The 23,144-nt window shown below is 64.2% G+C and carries 29 protein-coding genes; 14 read left to right on the top strand and 15 right to left on the bottom strand.

Annotation, left to right across the window (positions count from 1 at the left end):
* Nucleotides 1-78: 78 nt before the first annotated feature.
* Nucleotides 79-732: a TetR/AcrR family transcriptional regulator gene (locus P3T42_RS26525; RefSeq protein WP_074293681.1), complete on the top strand. Its 654-nt coding sequence runs from the start codon at nt 79-81 to the stop codon at nt 730-732.
* A gap of 59 nt (nt 733-791) precedes the next feature.
* Nucleotides 792-1,568: a ProQ/FinO family protein gene (locus tag P3T42_RS26520; protein ID WP_429307673.1), complete on the top strand. Its 777-nt coding sequence runs from the start codon at nt 792-794 to the stop codon at nt 1,566-1,568.
* A gap of 20 nt (nt 1,569-1,588) precedes the next feature.
* On the opposite strand, the gene P3T42_RS26515 is transcribed toward P3T42_RS26520, so the two are convergent.
* Entirely contained in the window at nt 1,589-2,047 is a 459-nt protein-coding gene (locus P3T42_RS26515; RefSeq protein WP_429307672.1) for a GNAT family N-acetyltransferase, read from the bottom strand.
* An 86-nt stretch (nt 2,048-2,133) separates the two neighbouring features.
* Entirely contained in the window at nt 2,134-3,126 is a 993-nt protein-coding gene (locus P3T42_RS26510; RefSeq protein ID WP_429307671.1) for a CPBP family intramembrane glutamic endopeptidase, read from the bottom strand.
* 270 nt (nt 3,127-3,396) lie between these two features.
* Between P3T42_RS26510 and P3T42_RS26505 the strand changes: the two genes are divergently transcribed.
* Entirely contained in the window at nt 3,397-4,029 is a 633-nt protein-coding gene (locus P3T42_RS26505; protein WP_074293677.1) for an HAD-IA family hydrolase, read from the top strand.
* An 88-nt stretch (nt 4,030-4,117) separates the two neighbouring features.
* Here the strand turns inward: P3T42_RS26505 and P3T42_RS26500 are convergent, their stop codons facing one another.
* Complete coding sequence (locus P3T42_RS26500) at nt 4,118-4,657, bottom strand: hypothetical protein (protein WP_429307670.1); 540 nt, start codon at nt 4,655-4,657, stop codon at nt 4,118-4,120.
* Between the two features lie 243 nt (nt 4,658-4,900).
* On the opposite strand from P3T42_RS26500, the gene P3T42_RS26495 reads away from it, so the two are divergent.
* Complete coding sequence (locus tag P3T42_RS26495) at nt 4,901-5,695, top strand: TSUP family transporter (RefSeq protein ID WP_429307669.1); 795 nt, start codon at nt 4,901-4,903, stop codon at nt 5,693-5,695.
* A 135-nt stretch (nt 5,696-5,830) separates the two neighbouring features.
* On the opposite strand, the gene P3T42_RS26490 is transcribed toward P3T42_RS26495, so the two are convergent.
* Together P3T42_RS26490 and P3T42_RS26485 are read right to left on the bottom strand one after the other, a co-directional pair.
* Complete coding sequence (locus tag P3T42_RS26490) at nt 5,831-6,598, bottom strand: resuscitation-promoting factor Rpf1 domain-containing protein (protein WP_429307668.1); 768 nt, start codon at nt 6,596-6,598, stop codon at nt 5,831-5,833.
* 212 nt (nt 6,599-6,810) lie between these two features.
* Complete coding sequence (locus P3T42_RS26485) at nt 6,811-8,019, bottom strand: hypothetical protein (RefSeq protein ID WP_429307667.1); 1,209 nt, start codon at nt 8,017-8,019, stop codon at nt 6,811-6,813.
* 547 nt (nt 8,020-8,566) lie between these two features.
* On the opposite strand from P3T42_RS26485, the gene P3T42_RS26480 reads away from it, so the two are divergent.
* Nucleotides 8,567-8,875 carry a high-potential iron-sulfur protein gene (locus P3T42_RS26480; RefSeq protein ID WP_429307666.1) on the top strand — a complete coding sequence of 103 codons (309 nt, stop codon included), beginning with the start codon at nt 8,567-8,569 and terminating at the stop codon, nt 8,873-8,875.
* A 34-nt stretch (nt 8,876-8,909) separates the two neighbouring features.
* On the opposite strand, the gene P3T42_RS26475 is transcribed toward P3T42_RS26480, so the two are convergent.
* Entirely contained in the window at nt 8,910-9,263 is a 354-nt protein-coding gene (locus P3T42_RS26475; RefSeq protein ID WP_074293672.1) for a DOPA 4,5-dioxygenase family protein, read from the bottom strand.
* Between the two features lie 205 nt (nt 9,264-9,468).
* Nucleotides 9,469-9,657: a glycine zipper 2TM domain-containing protein gene (locus P3T42_RS26470; protein WP_074293671.1), complete on the bottom strand. Its 189-nt coding sequence runs from the start codon at nt 9,655-9,657 to the stop codon at nt 9,469-9,471.
* A gap of 253 nt (nt 9,658-9,910) precedes the next feature.
* Between P3T42_RS26470 and P3T42_RS26465 the strand changes: the two genes are divergently transcribed.
* From P3T42_RS26465 to P3T42_RS26455, 3 genes are all read left to right on the top strand, one after another.
* Nucleotides 9,911-10,264 (top strand): YciI family protein, encoded by a 354-nt coding sequence (locus P3T42_RS26465; RefSeq protein WP_074293670.1) that lies wholly within the window; start codon nt 9,911-9,913, stop codon nt 10,262-10,264.
* 174 nt (nt 10,265-10,438) lie between these two features.
* Entirely contained in the window at nt 10,439-10,852 is a 414-nt protein-coding gene (locus tag P3T42_RS26460; protein WP_074293669.1) for a YciI family protein, read from the top strand.
* A gap of 108 nt (nt 10,853-10,960) precedes the next feature.
* On the top strand, nt 10,961-12,235 hold the full coding sequence (locus P3T42_RS26455; RefSeq protein ID WP_429307665.1) for an RNA polymerase sigma factor: 1,275 nt from the start codon (nt 10,961-10,963) through the stop codon (nt 12,233-12,235).
* 51 nt (nt 12,236-12,286) lie between these two features.
* Here P3T42_RS26455 and P3T42_RS26450 read toward each other — a convergent pair whose 3' ends face one another.
* The 7 genes from P3T42_RS26450 to P3T42_RS26420 form a co-directional block, all read right to left on the bottom strand.
* Nucleotides 12,287-12,982, bottom strand: a complete 696-nt coding sequence (locus P3T42_RS26450; protein ID WP_429307664.1) for a class I SAM-dependent methyltransferase — start codon at nt 12,980-12,982, stop codon at nt 12,287-12,289.
* Between the two features lie 224 nt (nt 12,983-13,206).
* On the bottom strand, nt 13,207-13,800 hold the full coding sequence (locus P3T42_RS26445; RefSeq protein WP_429307663.1) for a DUF4337 domain-containing protein: 594 nt from the start codon (nt 13,798-13,800) through the stop codon (nt 13,207-13,209).
* A gap of 78 nt (nt 13,801-13,878) precedes the next feature.
* On the bottom strand, nt 13,879-14,175 hold the full coding sequence (locus P3T42_RS26440) for a cupin domain-containing protein (RefSeq protein ID WP_074293667.1): 297 nt from the start codon (nt 14,173-14,175) through the stop codon (nt 13,879-13,881).
* A gap of 116 nt (nt 14,176-14,291) precedes the next feature.
* Nucleotides 14,292-15,224 carry a LysR family transcriptional regulator gene (locus tag P3T42_RS26435; protein ID WP_429307662.1) on the bottom strand — a complete coding sequence of 311 codons (933 nt, stop codon included), beginning with the start codon at nt 15,222-15,224 and terminating at the stop codon, nt 14,292-14,294.
* Between the two features lie 137 nt (nt 15,225-15,361).
* Nucleotides 15,362-15,538, bottom strand: coding sequence for a DUF1427 family protein (locus P3T42_RS26430; RefSeq protein ID WP_074293665.1), 177 nt, complete (start codon nt 15,536-15,538; stop codon nt 15,362-15,364).
* A 63-nt stretch (nt 15,539-15,601) separates the two neighbouring features.
* On the bottom strand, nt 15,602-16,564 hold the full coding sequence (locus P3T42_RS26425) for a quinone oxidoreductase family protein (RefSeq protein ID WP_429307661.1): 963 nt from the start codon (nt 16,562-16,564) through the stop codon (nt 15,602-15,604).
* A 151-nt stretch (nt 16,565-16,715) separates the two neighbouring features.
* Nucleotides 16,716-17,534 (bottom strand): AraC family transcriptional regulator, encoded by an 819-nt coding sequence (locus tag P3T42_RS26420; RefSeq protein ID WP_429307660.1) that lies wholly within the window; start codon nt 17,532-17,534, stop codon nt 16,716-16,718.
* Nucleotides 17,535-17,929: 395 nt separating this feature from the next.
* On the opposite strand from P3T42_RS26420, the gene P3T42_RS26415 reads away from it, so the two are divergent.
* From P3T42_RS26415 to P3T42_RS26390, 6 genes are all read left to right on the top strand, one after another.
* A complete protein-coding gene (locus tag P3T42_RS26415) occupies nt 17,930-18,541 on the top strand; it encodes an RNA polymerase sigma factor (RefSeq protein ID WP_083640172.1) in 612 nt (203 codons plus the stop codon).
* Nucleotides 18,538-18,960, top strand: coding sequence for a hypothetical protein (locus P3T42_RS26410; RefSeq protein WP_074293661.1), 423 nt, complete (start codon nt 18,538-18,540; stop codon nt 18,958-18,960). The genes P3T42_RS26415 and P3T42_RS26410 overlap by 4 nt, the downstream gene beginning before the upstream one ends.
* On the top strand, nt 18,957-19,493 hold the full coding sequence (locus P3T42_RS26405; protein WP_429307659.1) for a periplasmic heavy metal sensor: 537 nt from the start codon (nt 18,957-18,959) through the stop codon (nt 19,491-19,493). The genes P3T42_RS26410 and P3T42_RS26405 overlap by 4 nt, the downstream gene beginning before the upstream one ends.
* Nucleotides 19,494-19,624: 131 nt before the next feature.
* Nucleotides 19,625-21,070: a DUF1800 domain-containing protein gene (locus tag P3T42_RS26400; protein ID WP_429307658.1), complete on the top strand. Its 1,446-nt coding sequence runs from the start codon at nt 19,625-19,627 to the stop codon at nt 21,068-21,070.
* 5 nt (nt 21,071-21,075) lie between these two features.
* Complete coding sequence (locus tag P3T42_RS26395) at nt 21,076-22,224, top strand: DUF1501 domain-containing protein (protein ID WP_429307657.1); 1,149 nt, start codon at nt 21,076-21,078, stop codon at nt 22,222-22,224.
* A 54-nt stretch (nt 22,225-22,278) separates the two neighbouring features.
* Nucleotides 22,279-22,500 carry a YXWGXW repeat-containing protein gene (locus tag P3T42_RS26390; RefSeq protein ID WP_429307656.1) on the top strand — a complete coding sequence of 74 codons (222 nt, stop codon included), beginning with the start codon at nt 22,279-22,281 and terminating at the stop codon, nt 22,498-22,500.
* A 7-nt stretch (nt 22,501-22,507) separates the two neighbouring features.
* Here P3T42_RS26390 and P3T42_RS26385 read toward each other — a convergent pair whose 3' ends face one another.
* On the bottom strand, nt 22,508-22,660 hold the full coding sequence (locus tag P3T42_RS26385) for a hypothetical protein (protein ID WP_171991563.1): 153 nt from the start codon (nt 22,658-22,660) through the stop codon (nt 22,508-22,510).
* Nucleotides 22,661-23,144 lie beyond the last annotated feature (484 nt).

The following is a 23,144-nucleotide window of genomic DNA, read 5'->3' as shown; positions in this document are numbered from 1 at the left end:
AGATTTGGGTCTTCGCCGCCACCAGCGCTAACATGCGGGTCGATTCCTGCAAAACACCGGTAGATGGGACTAACTGACATGTCAAGCACACGCTCCACGGGCGCGCACGAACCGAAGCGGCAGCGGGGACACCTGCGTGTCGCGGCAATCATGGAAGCGGGCGCCGAGGTGTTCACCGAAAAGGGCTACGACGCGGCGACGATGACTGAGATTGCAGCGCGCTCCGGCACCGCGATCGGCTCGCTGTACCGGTTTTTCCCGTCCAAGGAAGTGTTGGCGGACGCCTTGCTGGAGCGCTACGCGCAACAGTTGATGGAGCGTTTCGCCGCACTCGCCCAGGCGGCGTCTGCCATGACGCTCGACGCGCTGGCCGATGCGCTGGTCGACTTCATGATGTCGTTGCAGTCGCGGCGTAGTATTGCTGTCGCACTGCTTGACGCGCGCGGCGGCAGCGACGAGCGGCGCGTGAAGTTTCGCCAGGCGATGCGCGAAGGATTGGCGGGCATTTTGCGCACGGTCATTCCCGCGCTCAACAAGGCGAAATCGGAAACCATGGCGGTGGTGCTTTTGCACGTACTCAAGGGTCTCGCCGTTGTCGCGGACGAAAAACCTGCGGCACGCCGCTTGCTTCAGGCGGAAATCCGGCAGCTCGTGCACGTCTACCTGGATTCGGCGCAGCGCCCGTTTACGGCCACAACCCGCGCCGCGCCTGGTGATGCGCCGAAAGCGTAAATATCGCTTTCTGATCGAACTGCTACAATCCACGCATTTTCCTCGTCGTAGACTGCATCATGGGCTTTGAACAACTCGCTGCACTGAAAGACCAGCTGGCGAAACAGGCTGAAGAAAAACGCGTGGCAAAGCGTGCGCAGCATGCCAAGCCGGCGCAAAACGCCAAGCCAGCGAAGCAGGCCGAGGCACCGAAGCAAGCGAGGCCGGCGAGGCCAGGACGGGCTGCGCCCACGGCTGCTCGGCAGGCTCAGGCTCAGGCGCAGAAAGCGCCTGCGCAAAAGTCGAAACCGGTCGACCCCGTTGTGCTGTCTATCGGCAAGCTGCAGAAGCGGTTCCCGAAAGCGTTCCCCAAGAATCCGGCCCCGAAAGTGCCGCTCAAGGTGGGCATCTTCAAGGATCTGCTCGAACACGCGGAAGAACTCGGCCTGAACGAAGCGGCCCTGCGCGACGCCATCAAGGTGTGGTGCTGGGGTAGCCGCTATTGGGCCTGCGTCACTGAAAACGCCATGCGCGTCGACCTGAACGGTCAGGATGCCGGCCAGGTGCTGCCGGCGGAAGCGGCGCGTGCGCGCGGCTTGCAGGCCAAGCGGCAAAGAACGAAGAACGCGGCGCAAGCTGGCGCGGGTCAGCCGGTCGCTGCCGCTCAGCCTCAGCAAGAAAGCCCCGCGCAGCAGGATGCGGTGGTTTCGCAAGAAGGTTCTGCGGTTCAGCAGGGTGTTGCTGCGCAGGAAGAACGCGCGGTTCAGCAGGACGTTGCTGCCCAGCAAGACGTTGCAGCCGAGCAAGGCCATGCCGCTTCGCAAGACAGCGCCGCCCAACAGGGCAACGCAGCTTAATCAGGCAGCGCCGTCCTGAATCAGGACGGCGCGGACAACGTCAACGCCATCGGCGTACTCATACCGAATCGCCGTGCATCCTCCACCGGCGTGAATCCCATCGCGCGATAAAACTCCACGGCGTTCGCCGCCGCATTGATCCGCAGATAAGGTCGCTCGCTGCGCGCCGCACATTGTTTGATTGCTTCCTGAATCAGAAGACGACCGATGCCGCGCCGGTGGTAGCTCGGCTCGACAAACAGACTGCACAGATTCCAGAAGTTCTTCACGAGTACGACGCCAACGATGCGCCCGTCATCGACGCATTTCAGGTGCACGCATTGCTGGGCATGCTCGAACGCCCAACGCATGTTCGCGAGGACATTGGCGACGATCTCATTCATCTCCGCCTCCTCCACCGGCACGCTCGTTTTGATGGTTCGCAGCATCATCGCTTCGAGGCTGGATTCATCGGTGGTCTGGATGTCTTCGATTTTCATCGGATGGTCGTGAGGTGCAGGTGATCCGCGTGTAGCGTCTGGCCGCAATCACGCAGTGTTTGCTGATGGCGATATGAATGGCTGTGCTAACTGTTCGTTGGCGGTTTCTGCCGTGCCGGTTTCCAGCCGTTGCCGCTGAACGGAGACGTGGTGCGGCGTCCCCACCACAAGCGCATCAGCACGGCCATCACGGCGAGCAGCACAAGCGCCAGCACGCTGCCTTCCGGGCCGGTTTTGCCGCCGCTCAGCAGGACGTTACCGAACGGATGTGCGGTGAAGAACCGATGGTCCACCAACGTGCCGCTGTCGGACGTGCCGTAGAAGTACGATTCGCCCCAGTCCCAGGCGGCATGGAAACCGATCGCCCAGAACAGCGAGCCCGTATACCAAAGGCTCAAGCAGAACACGATACCGAAGGCTCCAGCGGAGATGAGACCCACGGGTGTTTCGCCGGGATTGGAACCGTGCAGGCCGCCGAACAGGACCGACAGCAGGATCGCGCTCCACCAGAAACCGATGCCTTGCGTCAGCGTGTATTGAAGGTAGCCGCGCAACGCCGACTCTTCGAAAATGGCGACCAGCAGGAACACGCCGCCCCAGGCTAACGCGCCCAACCATGCGGTCGCACTATGTGCCGTGGGGGCGTCGAGCGTCAGCACGTGCATCTGCATCAGCGCAAACACCGTCACGCTGATCGCAACGAATCCGCAGATCAACCCACCGGCGAAGCGTGACCATCCTGCGGACCCTTGCAAGCCGAAGGACAGCATGGGACGCCGCTCGATAGCCGACACCACGGCCAATGCCACCATCAGGCTGACGATCTGGACGCACTCGCCGAGGTAGAACGGCAGCAGCGTCAACAGTGACTCGCTGTTAGGGATGGGTCCAAAAACATAGTGCAGCAGCTTGGCCATGCCGAATGCGACGCCGAGAAACGTCGCAATGAACAGCGCGATTCTCCAGGGCCACCGAATGCCGTGATTGCCGACGAACACCCGGCGCAACAGCCGCTTGCTGCGCGCTGAAGTTGTCAGGTCATGGGTGGTTTGTGCGGATTGCTGAAGTGAGTCGTCCAAGAAACCCTCCGTTCTATTGACGACGATGGAATGGGCGCATTCGGTTCTCTGTACTCATATCGTGGCTGAGGCGCCCCGCTTGTTGATGCGCCGCATATATATCGCGGCGGTCCACTTGAGCGCATTACTTTAACGTCGTTTCGTACGTTATGCCAACCGACACGATTGCGGACGCAACTGCCTATGCTCGCCGAGGGTAAGATAGCCGCACCAGTCACCCCGGCGCTTCGGGGTGACGTGTCGTGTCAAGTGAGCTTCAGTAATCGATCCATGGCAATCAAACTCGCAATCTTCGATTTCGACGGCACCTTGGCCGATACCTTCCCGCTGTTTATCGACTCGATCAATGGTCTCGCGGTTCGCCATGACTTCAGACAGGTCGAGCATCACGAAGTGGACAGGCTGCGCTCCATGGGCGCACGCGAGATCCTCCGTGATTTGCGGCTGCCCGTACATCGTGTGCCCAGAGTGCTGCTCGATTTCAGGGCGCTCATGCAGCAGCGCAGCGGCGAGATCCGGCCGTTCGCCGGCATCGCGCAGGCGCTGCAAAGCCTCGCGGACCGTCAGGTCATGCTTGCGTTGGCTACGTCGAATTCGCTTGCCAATGTCGAGGCCGTGCTCGGCGAGGCGCTGGTCGAGCGCTTTGCCGCGGTCGAATGCAGTTCGGGTTTGTTCGGCAAAGCGCATCGCCTGCGCAGAATCCTGCAGGCGACGCGTGTCGAAAGAACGGACGCCATTTACATTGGCGACGAGATTCGCGATGCACATGCGGCGCGCAAGATCGGGATCCGTTTCGGCGCGGTGGGCTGGGGATACACGGACTTCGCCGCGCTGACGCGCATGAGTCCGGATGCGGCGTTCAACGAGCCGGGTGAGTTGACCGGACTCGCGGATCGAAGCTGAGCGGCAACGCGCACTACCGAACAATCCTTCAAGCTGCCGCAGCGCCCGACTGCCGATCTCCTGATCCGCCGCCGCCCCGCACTTGCCTTTACACCAGCAGCGAAATGATGCCGCCGATGGTGAGCCCCGCTGCGATCCACCGTCCAGCCGTGTAGAAAGCGTTGTGATTTTCCTGCGGCTGATCGGGGCGCTCGAGTCCCAGCGTGCCGTAGGCGAGCGACTTCAGCGGCGAGACGTTGGCGGTATTGCCGGGATCGTCGGTCGTTCCTGCGGTGCCGGCGTCGCTCGTGTCGCTTGTGTCATCTGTCGTGCCTGCGTTGCTTGCGGCAGCCGCTGTGCCCGTTGTCGTGCCGGTGTCAGTGGCGCCGTCAGTATCGTTCGACGTCGCACTGTCCTGTGTAGCCGTGCCGCTCTGGGCGCCGCTCGCTTCCCGCGCCGCAGCGGCCGCGCCCTCCGGCGAAATGGTGACGGCCGAGTCCTGGCTCGGGCTACTGGTCGCCGAGGTCGCGGCGGTGGTTGTGGTCGGGGCAGCATTATTCGCGGACACCGATGCCGGATCCGATGCTGCGTTTTCGCTGGCCGCTGTTTGCGTCAGCGTGGGTGACGACGCGGCGTTGCTGATTTGCATGGCAATCTTTCCTCATTCTTGTATCCCGGCCGGCAGGGCTGCGCATCGAAAGACCACGCGTGCAAAGCCACAGCCGCAAAGCAGGTCATACGACAAACCGCCCCCGGTCGTACGATCCCATCACGTCTGTTTTGACGACCTTGCAGAAACTTATCTTTAGCGTTGGTAAGGCGCCGTAAGGGCCAGTCCCGGCCCTGCGCGCGCCGCGGTATCATGCGGCTCCGGCGGACATCGACCCCATCCATGGTTCACATCACTCTTTCCGACGGCGTTTTAGGCTCCGCGCTGCAGGCACTCGATCTGTACGCGCTGCTCGGCATCCTGGCTGCGCTGGTATTGGGCGGCATGGTGAAGGGAGTGGTCAGCATCGGCGTACCGCTGGTTGCGATGCCGATTCTCAGCCACTTCCTGCCCATCAAGGCGGCGGTGTTGCTGCTGTCCATGCCGATCATCCTCGGCAATATCCCGCAGGCGCTCGAAGGCGGCCAGATGCTCGCCACGGTGCGCCGGATCGCCGCGCCGCTGGTCGGCACGGTGCTCGGCAACATTGTCGGCGTGACGATGCTGATTTCGCTGGCGCCGCATCGTGCGCAAGCCGCCGCCGGCATTCTGCTGATCGTCGCGGCGCTGCTGCTGTTCGCCTCGCCGCGGCTCACGCTGTCGCCGGGCCTCGCCAAACCGGTGGGTCTGGTACTCGGCTTTGGCGCGGCCGTGATGGAGAGCATCGCTTCCGTGCCCGGCCCGCTGCTGGCCATGTACCTGATCGCCACCGGCGCGAGCGGCAAGGCGTTCACCAAGCAGATCGCCATCATCCTCGTGGTCTCGATCATTACGCTGATCGTCGCGTTCAGCGGCGGCGCGCACGCGAGCTGGATCGATCTCGCTCTCTCGGCCGCCGCAAGCATTCCGGTGATTGCCGGCATGCTGATCGTACGACCGCTGCGCGACAAACTGCATCCGGCGGCTTTCCGCAAGCTGGTGCTGCTGTTTGTCCTCGCGGCGGCCGCGCAGATGATCTGGAAGTCTGGGGTTCTTTAGACGCGTTACCGGCTTTAGGCGCAGTCGTGACGGCGCCTGAGTTGGGCGTCGAGGCCGGCGCACCCAACCCGGTTGAACCCGGCCCAACCCGGCCCAGCGCACCCAACCCCGCGCCCACCTCACCCCGCCCCTCGCTCAGGCCGACACGTCGACCAGCACGCCCACCGGCTGCCAGTTCAGGCTGCTGGCGGTACCCGACAGGCCGTCGAGCACGTCGGACAACGTCACCGTCGTGCCCGGGTCCGAATCGAGCGCGGCGACGTGCGCCTGCAACGCGTTGTTCAGATTCGACACGGCGCTGCCCAGCGGATCCTCGCCGTCTTCCGCTTCCTCCGGCTCGGAAACCTCCACGTCGTCGACTTCGACGTCCCACTCGCCGGCGTCGTCATCCGCATCGTTGTCGACCGCGTTGGCGGCGTTCGACAAGTCCGCAATGCGCGACCCCAGGTCGCGATACGCGCTGACGCCGCCGCCCGAGCTGGCCGAGTCGTTAAAGCTGGCGATCGCGTTGCTCGAACTGTTGCCGGACGAGGTGCCGCCGTTGTCCGCCGAGATCGATTGCTGCAGGGCCAGCGCCTGATACAGCGCGGCGAGGAATTGCGCGCCGGTGCTGGTTGCGTCGGAGCTGGACGCGCTCACGCCGCTCGTGCTGCTGCCGTCCGCGCTGTCCGCGCCGCTGGTGCCGGTACTCGTGAGCGAGCCGGCCGGCATGCTATAGCCGAGTTGCGACAGCGTCTGCTGAAGCGCGGCCATCAGCGGGTCGGTACTCGCGGCCGATGTCGTGGACGAGTTGTCCGATGCGGCCTGTTTCTCGGCAGGTACCGCGTCCACGGACGACGGCGCAGACGGCGGGGTAGGCGCCGGCAGCGACGCCATCGCCATACCAAACGAATCGACTGACATGGTCCATTTCCTCCAGATAAGCACGTTGGATAGCGCAGGCGCGCACGCAATCGAAAGACGAACTCACTTCGACGGCACGAGCCTGATCGAACGGGTTATCGGTGGGATGAGCCTGGAATTTGATGGTTTGTAAGGCGACGAAAGAGCAAGCCGCCTTTCGTGAATATCTGGCGGCCCGCCTGCGACGGCAGGAAGCGGCAGACGGCGCGCGTCTACGTATCGCCAGGTGCGAAGGACGCGAACTGGCCCGGATCGGGAAAACCGCGAGTCCGATACCGCACAGGGTACATCGGCTCTTCTTCGAGCAAGCCGCCCACGAGCGGTGCGATCTGCTGCCACGGCACGATGCGCGTCTCGCCCGACTCGGGACGCACCAGCACGATGCGGTCGGCCTGGGGCAGCAGGGATTCGACGCCCGCCGTCCATGTCGCGGCGGAGAACATCTCGCCGGCGTCGTCTTTCGCGCCATAGAGCAGGTAGTTGGCGACGAACACATCGCGTCCTTCCTGCTTGTGCAGGCGGTCGAGCGCGGCCTTCTGCGTGTCGTAGTCATCCTTGCGATAGCGCAGCGCGAGCTGGGCGAGCCGTTGCGTCACCTCGGCCTGACGCGGCGTGAAGCGGCGCAGGCCTTCGTGGTAGCAGTACATGAACGGCGACACCGGACGGCCGCTCTGCGCGGCCTCGCGGCTCAATTCGATCATGCGCGCGAGGCCGCCGTCGTCCTTGTCGCTGGTGACGAGCAACACGTCGCGGGTGGGAATCATGAAGACGGGAAAGCCGTGCACCGGTGCGCGGTGCAGCAGGTCCGGCAGCAACGCGCGGCTTGCGTCGTAGCCGTCGCGCCAGTCGCCGCGATACACGCCGCGCGCCACTTCGACGAACGCATCGGCGGTGATGTCGCGCAGGTTGTCGCAGGCGATCGCGAGCGCATCGTCGAGCGTCAGGCCCCACGACTCGACTGGCCCGCTCATCAACGTCGAGGTGGACTCAGGATAATCGAGCGCCAGCAGCACCGCGCAGTCGTCGTCGAACGCACGCCATTCGGGGGCGAACGTCGCCGTTCGGCCGGCCGTGCGAAGCCGATGCAGGCGCACGTCTTCGAGTACCCCACGGCCACGGATCAACGGGCGCAGCATGGCGCGCGCGTCGGACAGATGCTCGGGCGCCGCCTGCTGGCTCGCGCATAGCGTTGCGACGAAGCCCTGCAGCGCGGTCTCGCGCGCCGGCTTGTCGCTGCCGCAATACGCGCGGTAGGCGTGGTGCAGGTTGAAGACGGCGTTGTCCCCGTATTCGAGCCGGAACTCGTCGGCGTTGTAATGCAACGAAGTGTCGAAACCCCGGCGTTTGGCGGCCTCGATGAACAGGGCAGCGAACGCGTCCGGCGTGGGCTTGCGTACGAACAGCGCGTCGAAAAATCCCATGTTGAGCAAAGGCAATAAGGCGAACGGGGGCGGTCGATCGAGGGCGCCGTACCGGTTAGGCGCAATGGGAACGTCGTCGCAAATCGCGGCCGGTCAGGTCGCCCAGTTTTGGGGCATGCAAGGAATAACGGCCTCGCGCGGCAATTCTTGAAGGCGTTGTGCGTGGCATCGTTTGATGCGGCTGTGCTGCGAGGGGTGGGCGGTGCAGGCGTGACCGCCGCTGGCGGCGTGCCGGCTTGCGAGCAGTCCGGCTGTACGTCGGGCTAGAATCCCTCACAGACAGGCGCGGGGCGGCTTGGCTTATTGACCGGCAATGGCAGGCAATGGACTGACGTAAAGACGGCCCCGCGCCGGCCACCGACAGACGTCATTCAGATGAACGAATCCGTCAACGAGTTCGATACGTTATTGAAGTCGCGGCGCTCAATCCGGGCGTTCCTGCGGACGCCGGTCAATCACTTACGAACCGAGCGAGAACCCGTCGAGCGCTTTGTGAAGTTCCTCGAATAGCTCGCCACAACAACCCCACTCAAACCCCATTCCCACTATGAAAAATTCACGTCGCAGTTTCGTTCTTTTCAGCCTCGGTGTGGCGTCGTCGCTCGCGCTGACACGCGTCGCGACGGCCGACGCGGCCAAGCTCAGCGAAGCGGATCCCAAGGCGCAAGCAGTGGGCTATAAAGAAGTGGCTGCCACGGTGGACAAGAGCAAATTTCCCAGCTACGTGGCGGGGCAGAATTGCAGCAATTGCTCGCTGTTCCAGGGCAAGGCGTCCGATGCGTGGGGTGGCTGCCTGTTGTTCGGCAGCCAGCAGGTGGCTGCGACCGGCTGGTGCAGTTCTTACGGCAACATGTAGCGGATGCGCGGCGTGACGGCACGCATCCGCGCGCTCACTTGCGGAATATGTCCAGCTTGAGCGTATGCGAGCGGCCGATCCACACCGCCGCGTCGCGATGATCGCGCAGGTCGTCGCCGGTGTTGGGGTGCATGAAGACGTCGAGCGCGCCGTGATTGAGCGTGAGCCATTCCACGATCTCGGCAAAGTGGGGCCGCTCGAACTCGAGTTGATACGACCAGAGCGGATGCGGGCCAACCGGGCGCTCATGAAAACGGCCCAGTTGCAGCTTGCCGTCGAAGCGGGCTTCGATCTGTTCGCGCAGCGCCCATGCTGCGTCGCGATGCTCCGCGTCGAAGTACACGTGGGCATGCCAGCTCGTGACAGCCGGCGTGTCGGAATAGGTCATTGGATAAGCGTGAGTTTGGGACAGTCCGTCAGCATAAGGCAGTTTGCGGATGTTGGGGCACGCGAGGCAATCGCCTGTGCCTCGCGTGTCAATATTGCCTGCATTGCAAATCGGTTCGCCTGACAGCCTGGCTGCCGGGCGATCTGCTCAGTTCGCCTACGTATTGACCTGCTGATTGCGCGACGCGATCCTCCCATTCAATGCGCTATTTCCCCAGTTCATAACCCACGGCGCCGCCCACCACCGCGCCACCAATCGTGCCTGCTGCGCTGTGGTTGGTGGCTTCATTGCCGATTACCCCGCCCGCTGCGGCGCCGCCTAGCGTGCAGCCGCTTGCAAGCGATGCCAGAACCACGAGCGTAACGATACCGGTCCACCTGAATCGAGTGCTCATTTTCAACCTCACTTTTTGTGTCGATACCCCTTGTCAGCAAGTCGCGTGCCGGGTGCCCGGCGATCCGCAAGCAGGGTGATGCAAAGGCTGAAGCCGTTCGATGCGTTTGCATCGATCCATCTGCGCTTGCTAGACTGCCTGCGCAAATCGCATCGTTTTGGCGTGTGCCTGTTTTCCGCCTGCCTGCCTACGCACGCCCGCACGCCCGAGCTAATCCGCAAGACGCACGCAGGACGACCGACCGGAGTTCCGTATGGCTTATATGCTGTTTATCGTCGAACCCACCCATCAGCGCAGCGACCGCAGCGAGGAGGAGGGACGGGCGCTCTACGAGCGCATGGGGAATTACGCCGAGCATCTCCGCGAGCGCGGCCTGCTGCTGGCGTGCGAGTCATTGAAGTCGACCCGCGAGGCCGTCCGCGTGCAAAAGCGCGACGGCCAGTCGAGACTGCTCGACGGACCGTTTGCCGAAGCCAAGGAGATGGTGGGCGGTTTCCTGCTGCTGGACTGCGCCACGCGTGAGGAGGCGATAGCGATCGCCGCCGCCTGCCCGGCGGCCGAATGGTGCACGGTGGAGGTTCGCGAAGTCGGGCCGTGCTACGAATGACGGTGGCGGCGCGATAGCGTCGTCACATCACGCCAGTCACGGCTGCCGGCGTTATCCATTCCAGGGGTTTTCCCGGGTGAGTGGGTTCCGTGTCGATCCGTCCACCCGTCGCGCGTCGTATCGGTGAAGAGCACGCAACGCGGCTCGATATCCACTACGACAAGGAGCAATGCAATGCGATTCATGATCATGGTCAAGGCGACCGCACTGAGCGAATCCGGCGCCATGCCGGAGGAATCCCTGATGGCGGCGATGGGCGCCTATCACGAGGAACTGGCGAAGGCCGGCGTGTTGCTCGACGCAACGGGGCTGCAGCCGAGTTCGAAGGGCTGGCGTATCCAGTATTCGCAGGGGCAGCGCAAGGTCGTCGACGGGCCGTTCGCCGAAACCAAGGAATTGCTGGCCGGCTATACGCTGATCCAGGTGCGCTCGCGCGAAGAAGCCATGGAATGGGCGCGGCGCTTTCCGGCGCCGTTCGGCGAGCACGCCGATGGCGAGATCGAAGTGCGGCAACTGTTCGAACTGGAAGACTTCGAACCGGGGCCCGCCATCGATCGCTTTCGCGAACTGGATGCGACGCGGCGCTAATCCGCTCATCGAAAGGTCACATCATGTCTGAGCAGAGCGCTTGCGCCGCCTTCGTGCCGGGACGGCTTCAGAAGGACCCGAACGCAGCGGCGGGGCGCTGAGGTGGCGGTGAGCTCTGCGGCAACGCACCGCGCGATCGAAGCGGTCTGGCGCATCGAATCCGCCAAGGTGGTGGCCTGCGTCGCGCGCATGGTGCGCGACGTGGGTGTGGCGGAGGAACTGGCGCAGGATGCGCTCGTCGCGGCGCTCGAGCATTGGCCCGAGCATGGCGTGCCCGACAATCCCGGCGCCTGGCTGATGACGACCGCGAAAAACCGCGCGCTCGACCGCTTGCGCCAGGACGTGCTGCACGCACGCAAGCGCGAGGAGCTGGGCCGCGACCTGGATGCACAGGAGGCCCACCTCGTGCCGGATTTTGTCGATGCGCTCGATGCCGCGCGCGAGGATGACATCGGTGACGATCTGCTGCGCCTCGTGTTTACCGCGTGTCATCCGGTGCTGTCCACCGACGCGCGTGTCGCGCTCACGCTGCGGCTGCTCGGCGGTTTGACGACCGACGAGATTGCCCGCGCCTTCCTCGTGCCCGAGCCGACTATCGCGCAACGGATCGTACGGGCCAAACGCACGCTGTCGACGGCCAAGGTGCCGTTCGAAGTGCCGCGTGCAGATGCGCGTGCGGCGCGGCTCGCATCGGTGCTCGAAGTCATCTATCTGATCTTCAACGAAGGCTATTCGGCCACGGCCGGCGACGACTGGATGCGCCCGGCGTTGTGCGAGGAGGCGCTGCGGCTCGGCCGTGTGCTGGCGGGTCTCGTGCCGGACGAGAGCGAGGTGCACGGCCTCGTCGCGCTGATGGAGATCCAGGCCTCGCGCATCCACGCGCGCGTCGACGCCCAGGGCCGTCCGGTGCTGTTGCTCGATCAGGACCGCAGCCGTTGGGATTTGCTGCTGATCCGGCGTGGGTTCGCGGCGCTCGAGCGGGCTCAGGCGCTCGGCGGCGCCGGTGGGTCGTATGCCTTGCAAGCGGCGCTGGCTGCCTGTCATGCGCGTGCCCATAGCGCCGAGCAAACCGACTGGGCGCAGATCGTCGCGCTGTATGACGTACTCGCGCAGGTCAGTCCGTCGCCGGTGGTGGAGTTGAACCGGGCGGTCGCGGTAGGCATGGCGTTCGGTCCGGCGGCGGCGCTTGAGATTGTCGACCTGCTGGCCGCCGACGCCGCACTTGCCAACTACCATTGGTTGCCGAGCGTGCGTGGCGACCTGCTCGAGAAGCTCGGGCGCATGGCGGAGGCACGCGCGGAATTCGAGCGTGCCGCAACGATGACGCGCAACGCGCGCGAGCGTGAGTTGCTGCTGGCACGCGCGCGGCGCGGGGCGGCCTGAGTTACCTCGGTTGCCTCAGTTGCCTCAGTTACCGCCGTGGCGAGCGCTGCGTCAGCCGTTCGACGCAGACGCACTGACAAGAAAGAATTCTCGCGGCGCCGCTTCGGCTTGCGGGTTTGTCAGCGGCTCGACGAACGGCTCGATGCAGACCTGGTTGAAGCCTGCGGCCATGCAAGCCAGTTCGAGCGCCAAGGCGTCGTAGACGGCGAAACCGTACGCGGCAAACGGCATCTCGATTGCGGCATCCGGGGTGATGGCCGCGATCGCCAACACCCCGTTCGAACGGAGCACCCGGCGGATTTCCCGTAAGCCCGCAGCCAGGCTGGTCCAGAAATAGACCGTGTTGATGGCCACCGCCTTGTCGAACGTGTGATCGGCAAACGGCAGAAGGCTGACGTCGGCGACTTCAAGGACAACTTGCTTGCGTGCGATGGAGAAGGCATTGCGCGAGCGCGCCACCTCGATCATGGTGGGCGATATGTCGACGCCCGCATAGCGCAGCCCAGGCGCGCGACTAAGGACTGCTTGGATGTGTCCGCCGTTGCCGAGCCCGACTTCCATGATCTGCTCGCCGGCATGCAGATCGAGCAGGTCGAAGGACGCGTTGATCACAGCCTCATTGGAACGTTCGAGCATGTCGCCGACGGCCACGCCTACCTCACCCGATGGACAACCTAGCTGGGGTAGCAGGACACTCTCGTCGAGATTGGCGACGAGATCATTGGATGAATCGGATGTCTGGTCCATCAGTCACACTCCGTGTTGAATTGTGCTCGACAGGTTTCAAACTTTATCTCGAACCTGACGTGTTCAAATGCTCACATTTCCACGCGAAAATTATATGATGGATAACTAAGTGTTTTTATAAATTTGCCATTTCTTTGAGAAATCGCAAAGGAGATAGTTCGTACTACATCATTATCGGAAATGCCTGACATTGATCGGCATTTCCGATGAGGTGTCGAAGCGGACTAAACCGACAGGAACGCCGCCGCGCCGAACAGGAGGCCGGCCACGGCCACCCCCATGGACAGGTTGCGCAGCCACCGCTTGCGCGTGAGCAAGGTGATGGCCGTCAGCGCAATCGAGATCTGGATCAGGGTGGTGGCCTGCGCCCAGCGGTGATGTCCATGCAGCAGCTTCTCGCTTTGCGCGTCGTTGCTGGTTACATCCTTTTCGATCGCTTCGGCGTTGGCGCGAATTGGCTCTTTCTGCTGCTTGTACTTTTCGACATCCGCGAGGAATTTCGCGTGCGCGTCGCTGCCCGGCGACGACAACGCGGCGCCCAGTTCAGCGAGGTTTTCTTTCTCGCCCTTTGCCTGGTAGTACGACCATTGATTGGCAGCCTCGGTCTTCTTGATGGCCGCTTCGTTCTTGTAGTAGAGCGCGAGGTTTTCGCTGGTGCCGCTCTGGTAGGCGTAAATCGCGCCGATCGTCGCAAGGATGGCCGCCATCACCGCCATGCGGCTCGCAAACGGATCGGCATCCGCGTGCGCGCCATGCCCTGCGCCAACGTGTTCGACAGCATGGTCATGCGGACCATGTACTTCATATTCATCTGACATGCAACACTCCGAAACGCACTGATTTATTGAATTCGTTGCAGCGGACCTGGCCGTCTGAAACAAGACTCGGCGAGAGCCTCAAACGTCGACGATCACCAGCGTCCCATGACTGCCCGGCAGCACGGCATGCGGGACACCCGCCTGCGCCACGTACATTTGGCCCGCTTCCACCGCGATGGTTTCGCCTGCGACGCTCAGCCGCATCTGGCCGCTGATGACCAGCAGGCCTTCGTTGTAGTCGTGCGTCTCTTCGTCATAGGCGCTTTCGTCCATCCTGAGCACCTTGATGCGTGCAGGGCCGACCTGGCCGAGCACCGTGGAACGCCAGGCGGCCGGCAACGCGTTTGCAATGGAATCGAGATGCAGCAGGGACATAGGTTGGGCTCCGCGGATCGTGCCGGTTGGGGCAGCAGACAGCGCTGCCGGCGTAGGCGCCAGCCAAAGGCCGGTGATGGCGCTTGCTACGCGGGGTCAATCTTAGCGTGTTGTGTTCAGGATCGCGCGGTGCGATTGGCGAGCTGCTCGACGAGAAAATCCACGAAACTGCGCACGCGCGCCGACAGATGCCGTCCATGCGGGTAGAGCAGCACGAAGGGCCGCGACGCGCCGCCGAAATCCTTCATCACTTCGACGAGACTGCCGTTGCGCAGATCCCGCTCGACCACGAAGCGATACGTCTGAAACAGCCCCGCGCCGTGACGGGCGAGCGTCACGCCGCCGAGCACGTCGCCGCCGGTCGAATAGCCGCCCTCGGTGTTCATGTCGACGAAGCCGTCGCTGCCGCGCAGCGTCCAGGGAATGCGGCGGCCCGTGCTGGGCAGGTCGAACTGGATGCATTCGTGGCGCTGCAGATCGTCGATCGACTTCGGTGTGCCCGCCCGTTCCAGGTAGGCCGGCGTGGCCACGACCACCAGTTCGGCATCTTCTAGCTTGCGCGCGATCAGGTTGGAATCGACCGGCGCCTTGCCGCGGATGGCGAGGTCGTAGCTCTCCTCGGCGAAGTCGACATTGCGGTTGCTGAGGTGCGCATCCACCCGGACTTGCGGAAAGCGCTCGCGAAACAACGGCAGGAGCGGCAGCACCCGGTAATGCGCGTAAGGTGTGGGCATGCTGATGCGCAGCAAGCCGGCCGGCGCCGACTGTTGCCCGGTGGCCTGACGCTCGGCATCCACCAGTTGCGAAAGCGCGCTGCTGCATTGCTCGAAATAGGCGTGGCCGGCCTCGGTCAGGCGGATTTGCCGCGTGGTACGCACGAACAGGCGCACCCCGAGGCGCTCCTCAAGGCGCGATACCGAACGGCTCACCGCGGCGGGCGTGACGCCGGCCGCGTTGGCTGCCGCGGTGAAGCTCGCCAGTTCCGCGGCGAGGCAAAACAGCTCGATGCTGCCGAGCAGCAGGTCGTCGAATTGCCGTTTGGTATTCATTACATGATGTACGGAGTGAAGGGCGCGTATGACGATCTATTCGCCCAGGCGGCAACAGTATAGTCCGTCCCAAGGGCGTCAAGCCGGCTGGCGGGACCCTTCTATCGCGGCGTGACTCCGGCGCCGTTCCAGCACGGTCAGTTGACGCTCAAGCCTAACAACGTCCGCACCAGCGGAATCAGATGTTCGCCGCCGAGCATGCCGAGCAGCCCGACCAGCGCGATAGTCGGCGGCGCCGGAGACTTCACGTTGACGGCGCTGTAGAACAGGCCCACCACGAGGCCGACCACCAACGACACGAAATACGCTTTCATGATTGCTTTACCCTCTGGCGATGGCGCGCGGCGGGTGTCGATACCCACCGCGCGAACCGGATCTCACATCGTGATGACGACACGCCCGCGTGTGCCGGCGGTGACGGCCTCGTAAGCTTCGCGGGTGCGCTCGAGCGTGTAGCGCTCGGCAATGGCCGGCGGCTGCAGGGCGCCGCTCTCGAAGCCTTCGACCAGCGCCGTCATCAGCCGGGCCGATTCGGCGACACCCAGCTTGGCGCTATCGACGCCGAGCAGCTGAGTCTCGTTATGGTAGAAGTCGATCAGGTCGAGTTCGACGCGGCGCTTGCCGGTTGCGCTGATTTCGACCACGCGGCCGCGGCGCTTGACGAGGCCCAAGGCGGTTTCGAAAGCGACCCCGCCCACCGAGTCGTAGACCACGTCGACGCCGCCGTCGCTCAAGGCCTTGACGCGTTCGATGGCGTGCTCGTCGAACGGCACGTATGCGTCGATCAGGCGGCCTGCCGGCGAATCCGGCAGCGGTGGATGACGGTCCACGCCGATCACGCGGCAGCCGCGCGCTTTGGCGATCTGCACCACCGCACCTCCCACGCCGCCACCCGCACCGATCACAGCAATGGTTTCGCCGGCTTTCAGTTGCGCGTGGTCCACCGCGCCGAGCCAGGCCACCACGAAGTTCACGCCGATGGCCGCCGCCTGTTCGTGGCTGAGCGTTTTCGGCTTGCGCGACAGCGCAGCGAGGGGAATCTTGATGAACTGGGCGTGAGTGCCGTCGCGCGTGAAGCCGATGTCGCCGCCCGTGCCCCAAACATCGGCGCCGATCCATTCGGCGGGCCCGTCCACGACGACGCCGCTAAAGTCGCGGCCCGGCGTGCGCGGCAACACGGTGTGCTCGAAATGCCCGGAAACGTTCTTCACATCGCTCGGATTGACCGAGGCGCTCTTGACCTGGACCACGGCGCTGTCCGCGTCGGCCGACGGGGTCGGCACATCGACGTATTCGAGGACGTCCGGGTTGCCGAAAGACTTGAACTGGATGGCTTTCATCGACAATGCTCCTGAGTGGGTGGTGCGCTGCGCGGTGCAGCGATGAACCCATTCTAGATGTCCGAGACTACCTTGTTGAGACAAGCGCTTTCGAATTTCGGACAGCGGTGCCGCGGGCCGCGAAACCTTGCCCGCGCGGCCCCCGGGAGGGTTACTTGCCGGCGTGGGCGCCGGTTTCCTCGCGCGCGGTGCTGAGGGTTTCCTGCGGATCGAATTCGGTGGGCGGCGCGCCGAGTTCGCGGCGGAACATGTCGCTGAAGCTGCTCGGCAGATAGCCGAGATCGCGCGCGATGCTGCTGACCGAGCGTCCTTCCGCCAGACCGGACACGGCCACGGCCAGTTGCACCTGGCGGCGCCACTCGGAGAAGCCGATACCGAGCTCACGCGTGAACAGGCGCGCGAGCGTGCGTACGCTCGCGCCGACCGAGGCGGCATGCTGCTCGAAGCTGACGGCAATCGACGGGTTGCCGATCACCGCGCGGCAGAGCGCGTCGAGCCGCCGGTCGGAGGCATCCGGCAGCGGAATGCGCAAGGACGAGCGCGGCGCATGCATCAGCTCCAGCATGGCGAGCTTGTACGCCACCTCCAGATAGGCGCTGTCGCGGGCGTGGGTGTGTTCGTATTCGGCGATGGTGGTGATGAGCTCGCGCAGCAAGCCGTTGATTTCGAAGACATCGCTTTGCTTGCTGAGGTGCTGGACGTTGCGCTTGTGCAGATAGATATTGCGCATCTCGACCTCGCTCATCATGTGGATCGAGTGCACGGTTCCGGCCGGCAGCCACACGGCGCGCTGCGGCGGCACCACCAGCGCCTCGCGGCCGACTTCGACCCACATGACGCCCGCCATGGCGTACAGCACCTGCGCCCAGGTGTGCGAGTGGGGTTCGATGTGCATCCCACGTGGATAGCGCCGCGCGAGCGAATGGGCGTCGTCGTCTTCGGGGAGTTCGGGAGGGCGGGCTAGCGGCACGGTGGCTTGGGATCGGCGAGTGGTGGAGGGCGTCACGCGTTCAGGGTCACAGCATAGCGCGAGCCGCGCCGGGTGGGGAGGGCGTGGCGTGGGGCGAGCCCTTCGTCCGTACCGGCAACAGCGAGGCAACATCACCTTCGAATTATTTCCGAACCTGCAAAAAAATCCGCGACGGATTTTCCCGGCCGCCGCGTTTAAGACGAAACGGAGCTATTCCGCTTTTCTTAGACCTATGGGAGCGTTACATGCGTTGGGTGGACGGCCACTGGGCGTAAACGGCTGGGCCGGCGTATTACCATCCTGCCGTCGTCGTATATTGAAGACTTGAATAAAAACAGGCGCAAAGCGCACCTCTCGGAGCAACGGCAAGTGAGAAAGGCTCGTGTCGCGACACGATATGTCCGGACGCAACGGCGCCAGCCGCGGATGTCACGGAATTGCGCCCCTTGAGCGAGCGCGATCCCGACGCGGAACTCGTCGCGCGGGTCGGCGAGCAGGATCCGGCGGCGGTGCGCACTCTCGTGTCGCGCAAGCTGCCGCGTCTGCTCGCGCTCGCGACGCGCATGTTGGGAGACCGTATGGAAGCGGAAGACGTCGCACAGGAGGCTTTTGTGCGTATCTGGAAACAGGCGCCCCACTGGAAAGAGGGTGAGGCGCGCTTCGACACGTGGATCCACCGCGTGGCGCTGAACCTCTGTTACGACCGCTTGCGCGGGCGTCGTGAAGACCCGGTGGCCGAGCTGCCGGACGAAGCCGATCCGCAGGCTTTACCCGACATGCAACTCGAAGCCCGTGTGCGCGACGAACGCGTGCGCACGGCGCTTGCTGCGCTGCCGGTTCGGCAGCGCGAAGCTCTGGTACTCAACTACTACCAGGAGCTCTCGAATATCGAAGCTGCCGCGTTGATGGGCATCACGGTCGACGCCCTCGAAAGTCTGCTCGCGCGCGCGCGCCGCAATCTGCGCGCACAACTGGCCGGCAGCGGCTTTAGCAAGGACATGCCATGACACCTGAGAGATTTCGTACCATCGTCGACGCTTATGGCGCCGATCCGCGCCGCTGGCCGGACAAGGAGCGCGCGGCCGCCGAAGCCTGGGCCGATCTGCACCGGGTCGAGGCGAACGGTTTGCTGGCCGAGTCGGCTGGCCTCGACGCGTGGCTGGCGAGCCATACGGTTGCGGCGCCGGAGCGTGCCTTCGTCGAGCGCATCGTGGCGGCGGCGCCTGCCCGGCGTCCGGTGAAACATCGCGGACGGCTCTGGTGGCAAGGCGCGGCGTTTGCCGGCATCGGCCTCGCCGGCGGCCTGGCGGGTGCTTTCGCGGTGTCGTTTTTTGTCCTGACCGGCACGCCGCCGCAGGGGCATGAGTCGTCGTCGTATATGACTTCGAGCTTCGACGGTTCCACCGCCGACTGGAGCGGCGAATGAGCGGCCGTACATGGAAGATTCTGCTGGCCGGTTCGTTCGTGCTGAACGTGTTTTTGCTGGGCGCGATTGCGGGTGGGGCGTATCAGTGGTTCGCCACGCACGACAAGATCGCCAGGGCGCCGCAGCCGCGTACCGCGCTGCGCTTCGCCACGGACGGACTTTCGCCGGAGCGTCAGAAGCAGTTCATGGCGGCGCTGAAGGCCGCGCGTCGCGACGGTAAGGACGATGCGCGCGCGGGTCGCGAAGGACGTCACGAAGTGCTGGCTTTGCTGGCCGCGCCGCAGTTCGATCGCGTCGCACTGGATGCAGCGCTGCAGCACACGCGTGAGGCGGATATCGCGCTGCGCACCGAAGTCGAGAGCAGCGTCGCCGACTTTGCGACGACGCTCACGCCCGACGAGCGCGTCAAGTTTGCTGAAGGACTAAAGCAGGCGGGCCAATGGCGCGAGCCGCCGCCTGCGCCCGCGAAGGGCAAGCGGGCCGCGAGCGCGGAAGCGAATGAGGCGGCGAGCCAGGAGCCCGCGAGCCAGTGAGTGCGCGGTTGAGCGGTTGAGCGTGTGAGCGGGCCGATTCTGGGCCCCGTGCAGAAAACTTCTGTAGGACAGCGACGGAAACTGCGGTCACGAGCGTTTAAAGAAGGTACGCAACGCTCGAAGGAACGCGCATGGTTACGTCACCCAGCGACAACGCCGCGGCAATTGCGCTGAACCGTTTCGGTCTCGGCGCTCGCCCCGACGATACCCCGCCGGCCGATCCCAAGGCCTGGTTGCTCGCGCAGTTCGAGCAGTATCAGCCGCTGCCTGCGGCATGGGCGGGGCAGCCTACTGCTGTGGCGCTGGCGACTCGGCTTGGCGAGCAACGGCAGCAGAATGCCAACGCGAATGCGGGCACCAACGCCAACGCCGATCCGGCGGCCAGCCAGACCGCTGCTGGCCAGGCTGCCAGGCTAGCCGCCAACAAGGCGATCCGCGGCGAAATCCGCGATATCTATCGCACCGCAGTGGATGCGCGCGTCAGCAGCGCATTGACGAGCTCGACGCCGTTTATCGACCGGCTGGTGCATTTCTGGGCGAATCACTTCGCGGTATCCACAGAAAAACCGCAGGTCGCGGCGCTGGCCGGTTCATTCGAAATGGAAGCGATCCGGCCGCACGTGCTGGGCCGTTTCGACGACATGCTGGTCGCGGTGGAACGTCATCCTGCGATGCAGATCTTCCTCGATCAGACACGCTCCGTGGGGCCCGACAGCATGGCGGCGCTGCGCGCCGAGCAACGCAATCCGGACAACAAGCGCGGGCTCAACGAGAACCTCGCGCGCGAAATCATGGAGCTGCATACGCTCGGCGTGCGCAGCGGCTACACCCAGGCTGACGTCACCGAATTCGCCCGCGCCCTCACAGGGTGGAGCGTGGCCGGCGTGAAGGGACCGCAGCCGAACGGCGCCGCGCCCGGCAGCTTCGTGTTTCGCCCGCAAGTGCACGAGCCGGGTTCGCGGACCATCATGGGGCGCCGCTATGATCAGCAGGGCGAAGACCAGGCGCTGGCGATCCTGCACGACTTCGCAGCGTCGCCGGCCACGGCGCAGCACATCGCCGGCAAGCTGGCGCGTCACTTTGTTTCGGACAACCCACCATCTGCGGTCACTGAACGGCTCGCGAATGCCTTCGAGCGCAGCGGCGGCGATTTGCCGACGGTCTATCGCGCGTTGATCGATTCCCCGGAAGCGTGGTCGCCTGTGGCGATGAAATTCAAAACGCCGTGGGAATGGACGATCTCGTCGATGCGCGGTCTCGGCTGGCAAGAGCCCGGCAATCTGCAGAGCGCGCCGCTCCTTACGCAGCTCGGCGAGCCGGTCTGGCGGCCGGGCTCGCCCGCCGGCTACGACGATATCGCCGCGAGCTGGGCCGCTCCCGACGCGCTGGTGCGCCGCGTGGAAGTGGCGCAGCGTTTTGCGTCGCGTGTCGGCGACCGGATCGATCCGCGTACGTTGAGCCAGACGTTGCTGGTGGGTTCGATCAGCGCGCCGACCCAGACCGCGGTATCGCGCGCCGAGAGCGCCTCGATGGCGATCGCGCTGCTGCTCGTGTCGCCCGACTTTCAACGGAGATGAACGCCATGCTTTCCCGTCGCCAATTTCTGAGCTTCGCCGCAGCCGGTGCCGGTGCGATTTTCGTGTCGCCGCACATAGCCTTCGCGAGCGTCGAGACCGACCGCCGCTTCGTCTTCGTGATCCAGCGCGGCGCGGCCGACGGTCTGAATATCGTGGTGCCGTATGCCGAGCCGTCCTACCAGAGCTTGCGCGGTGCGCTCGCCATCGATGCGTCGACGGCCACCAAACTGAACGGTACTTTTGCGCTGCATCCGTCGCTTGCCGAGACCGCGAAAATGTACACGTCCGGCGAAGCGCTGTTCGTGCATGCGGTGGCCTCGCCCTATCGCGACCGCTCCCATTTCGACGGCCAGAATGTGCTGGAAACCGGCGGCACCTCGCCGTATCAGGTGAAGGATGGCTGGCTGAACCGGCTGGTCGCGATGATGCCCGCCAGCCACGAAAACGCCATTGCGTTCGCACCGACGGTGCCGCTGGCGTTGCGCGGCAAGGCCGATGTCACCTCATACGCGCCGTCTGGATTGCCGCAAGCGCCCGACGATCTGCTGACGCGCGTCTCGCAGCTCTACGACCAGGATGCGCAATTCAGGCCGCTCTGGGAATCCGCGATGACGGCGCGCGGCCTCGCGAGCGACGCCGGCGCGCGCCAGGATCCGGCGAGCCTCGGCAAGCTCGCGGCGAGTTTTCTGTCGCGCGAGGACGGTCCGCGCATGGCGATGATCGAAACCGGCGGCTGGGACACGCATAGCGCACAGAACCCGCGCCTCGCGAATCAGCTGAAAGCGCTCGACACGATGCTCGCATCGCTGCGCGACGGACTTGGCCCGCTGTGGGGCAAGACGACCGTGCTGGTAGCCACCGAGTTCGGCCGCACCGCGGCTGCCAACGGCACGGGCGGTACGGACCATGGGACCGGATCGGTGGCGATGCTGGTAGGCGGAGCCGTGCAGGGCGGGCGCGTACTCGGCGACTGGCCGGGACTGAAGCCCAACGATCTCTACCAGGCGCGTGACCTGCGAGCCACCACCGCGCTCGACGGTTTGATCGCGGGCGCGGCGAGCGAGAGCCTCGGACTCGACCCGCATCGCACGGCAGCCACGCTCTTTGCGCAAGCGGGAGCCACGCAACCGCTGACAGGTTTGATCCGTACCTAGCGTGCAGTCTGGGTGACGGCTGTGTTGTTGCAGTTCTAAAAACAGGAGCTTTAAATGAAAAAACCATCCACCTTCACTGCTGCTTTGCTTTCTTGCGTGTGCGCTGCCTTGCTCAGCGCATGCGTGGTTGAACCGGCACGGCCGCCTCAGCCCGCGCCGCTGGTCGAAGTCGTGCCAGCGTCCCCGGCACCCGGCTATCACTGGGTGAAAGGGCACTACCGTTGGGAAGGCAACCATTGGGAATGGGAGCACGGTCACTGGGCACCGGGCTACTAGGCTTCGCTCAAGAGGGGAGTGCCTGCCCTGCGCGCTCCTCGCGTAGACTGAATCTCACCCTCTCCTCTTCGTCCGGCGGCTTGAGTGCCTCGTCGCCCGGCAGCGCGGCGATCGCTTCATAGATGCGCTGGTTGGCCCAGCGGTTATAGCGAGTCAGCATGCAGAGAGTGCTTTCGCTTATTTCACAAAATCTCCATAGGCGGGTTCGATAATCGAAGAAGGTGCTTTGCCCCGTTAAACGGGATTGCATTATTACGCAGGCCTTTCGTCTTGACGGATGTCTTCCTGTTGATTGACGTTTTGCCTACGACTTGCCTTCAGACAGGGTGGCGTCACGCAAAAGTGTGCGGCACCCGAAGATAGATCCCAGGTTGATCGAACTATTGCGGCGGGTTAAGGTTTTCTGCGCTCGGAGACATACATTAATAAGTCCCATGGTTGCGGCAGGAACGCTTCTCCGCACCGCCACCTTTGTCGTTCCCCTCGCTATCAGGCTCAATCGAGCTGGCCGGAGCATCATTCATGAAAACGCTGTTTTTGCAGGCCCCATCGTATGACGGTTTCGATGGCGGCGCGGGTTCGCGCTATCAGGCGAAGCGCGAGATCCGCTCGTTCTGGTATCCCACCTGGCTCGCGCAGCCGGC

Source organism: Paraburkholderia sp. GAS38 (assembly GCF_050434965.1).
In the GTDB taxonomy this organism is placed as follows: Bacteria; Pseudomonadota; Gammaproteobacteria; order Burkholderiales; family Burkholderiaceae; genus Paraburkholderia; species Paraburkholderia phenazinium_A.
This window is presented reverse-complemented; position numbering and strand designations above follow the sequence as displayed.

Excerpts from the sequence above, each read along its gene's own strand:
- P3T42_RS26520 (WP_429307673.1), top strand. The coding sequence starts at position 792 with ATGGGCTTTGAACAACTCGCTGCACTGAAAGACCAGCTGGCGAAACAG.
- P3T42_RS26395 (WP_429307657.1), top strand. The coding sequence starts at position 21,076 with ATGCTTTCCCGTCGCCAATTTCTGAGCTTCGCCGCAGCCGGTGCCGGT.
- P3T42_RS26500 (WP_429307670.1), bottom strand. The coding sequence starts at position 4,657 with ATGCAAATCAGCAACGCCGCGTCGTCACCCACGCTGACGCAAACAGCG.
- P3T42_RS26525 (WP_074293681.1), top strand. The coding sequence starts at position 79 with ATGTCAAGCACACGCTCCACGGGCGCGCACGAACCGAAGCGGCAGCGG.
- P3T42_RS26400 (WP_429307658.1), top strand. The coding sequence starts at position 19,625 with ATGGTTACGTCACCCAGCGACAACGCCGCGGCAATTGCGCTGAACCGT.
- P3T42_RS26460 (WP_074293669.1), top strand. The coding sequence starts at position 10,439 with ATGCGATTCATGATCATGGTCAAGGCGACCGCACTGAGCGAATCCGGC.
- P3T42_RS26410 (WP_074293661.1), top strand. The coding sequence starts at position 18,538 with ATGACACCTGAGAGATTTCGTACCATCGTCGACGCTTATGGCGCCGAT.
- P3T42_RS26480 (WP_429307666.1), top strand. The coding sequence starts at position 8,567 with ATGAAAAATTCACGTCGCAGTTTCGTTCTTTTCAGCCTCGGTGTGGCG.
- P3T42_RS26485 (WP_429307667.1), bottom strand. The coding sequence starts at position 8,019 with ATGGGATTTTTCGACGCGCTGTTCGTACGCAAGCCCACGCCGGACGCG.
- P3T42_RS26470 (WP_074293671.1), bottom strand. The coding sequence starts at position 9,657 with ATGAGCACTCGATTCAGGTGGACCGGTATCGTTACGCTCGTGGTTCTG.
- P3T42_RS26440 (WP_074293667.1), bottom strand. The coding sequence starts at position 14,175 with ATGTCCCTGCTGCATCTCGATTCCATTGCAAACGCGTTGCCGGCCGCC.
- P3T42_RS26445 (WP_429307663.1), bottom strand. The coding sequence starts at position 13,800 with ATGTCAGATGAATATGAAGTACATGGTCCGCATGACCATGCTGTCGAA.
- P3T42_RS26405 (WP_429307659.1), top strand. The coding sequence starts at position 18,957 with ATGAGCGGCCGTACATGGAAGATTCTGCTGGCCGGTTCGTTCGTGCTG.
- P3T42_RS26475 (WP_074293672.1), bottom strand. The coding sequence starts at position 9,263 with ATGACCTATTCCGACACGCCGGCTGTCACGAGCTGGCATGCCCACGTG.
- P3T42_RS26430 (WP_074293665.1), bottom strand. The coding sequence starts at position 15,538 with ATGAAAGCGTATTTCGTGTCGTTGGTGGTCGGCCTCGTGGTGGGCCTG.
- P3T42_RS26385 (WP_171991563.1), bottom strand. The coding sequence starts at position 22,660 with ATGCTGACTCGCTATAACCGCTGGGCCAACCAGCGCATCTATGAAGCG.
- P3T42_RS26505 (WP_074293677.1), top strand. The coding sequence starts at position 3,397 with ATGGCAATCAAACTCGCAATCTTCGATTTCGACGGCACCTTGGCCGAT.
- P3T42_RS26390 (WP_429307656.1), top strand. The coding sequence starts at position 22,279 with ATGAAAAAACCATCCACCTTCACTGCTGCTTTGCTTTCTTGCGTGTGC.
- P3T42_RS26495 (WP_429307669.1), top strand. The coding sequence starts at position 4,901 with ATGGTTCACATCACTCTTTCCGACGGCGTTTTAGGCTCCGCGCTGCAG.
- P3T42_RS26490 (WP_429307668.1), bottom strand. The coding sequence starts at position 6,598 with ATGTCAGTCGATTCGTTTGGTATGGCGATGGCGTCGCTGCCGGCGCCT.
- P3T42_RS26450 (WP_429307664.1), bottom strand. The coding sequence starts at position 12,982 with ATGGACCAGACATCCGATTCATCCAATGATCTCGTCGCCAATCTCGAC.
- P3T42_RS26435 (WP_429307662.1), bottom strand. The coding sequence starts at position 15,224 with ATGAATACCAAACGGCAATTCGACGACCTGCTGCTCGGCAGCATCGAG.
- P3T42_RS26425 (WP_429307661.1), bottom strand. The coding sequence starts at position 16,564 with ATGAAAGCCATCCAGTTCAAGTCTTTCGGCAACCCGGACGTCCTCGAA.
- P3T42_RS26515 (WP_429307672.1), bottom strand. The coding sequence starts at position 2,047 with ATGAAAATCGAAGACATCCAGACCACCGATGAATCCAGCCTCGAAGCG.
- P3T42_RS26465 (WP_074293670.1), top strand. The coding sequence starts at position 9,911 with ATGGCTTATATGCTGTTTATCGTCGAACCCACCCATCAGCGCAGCGAC.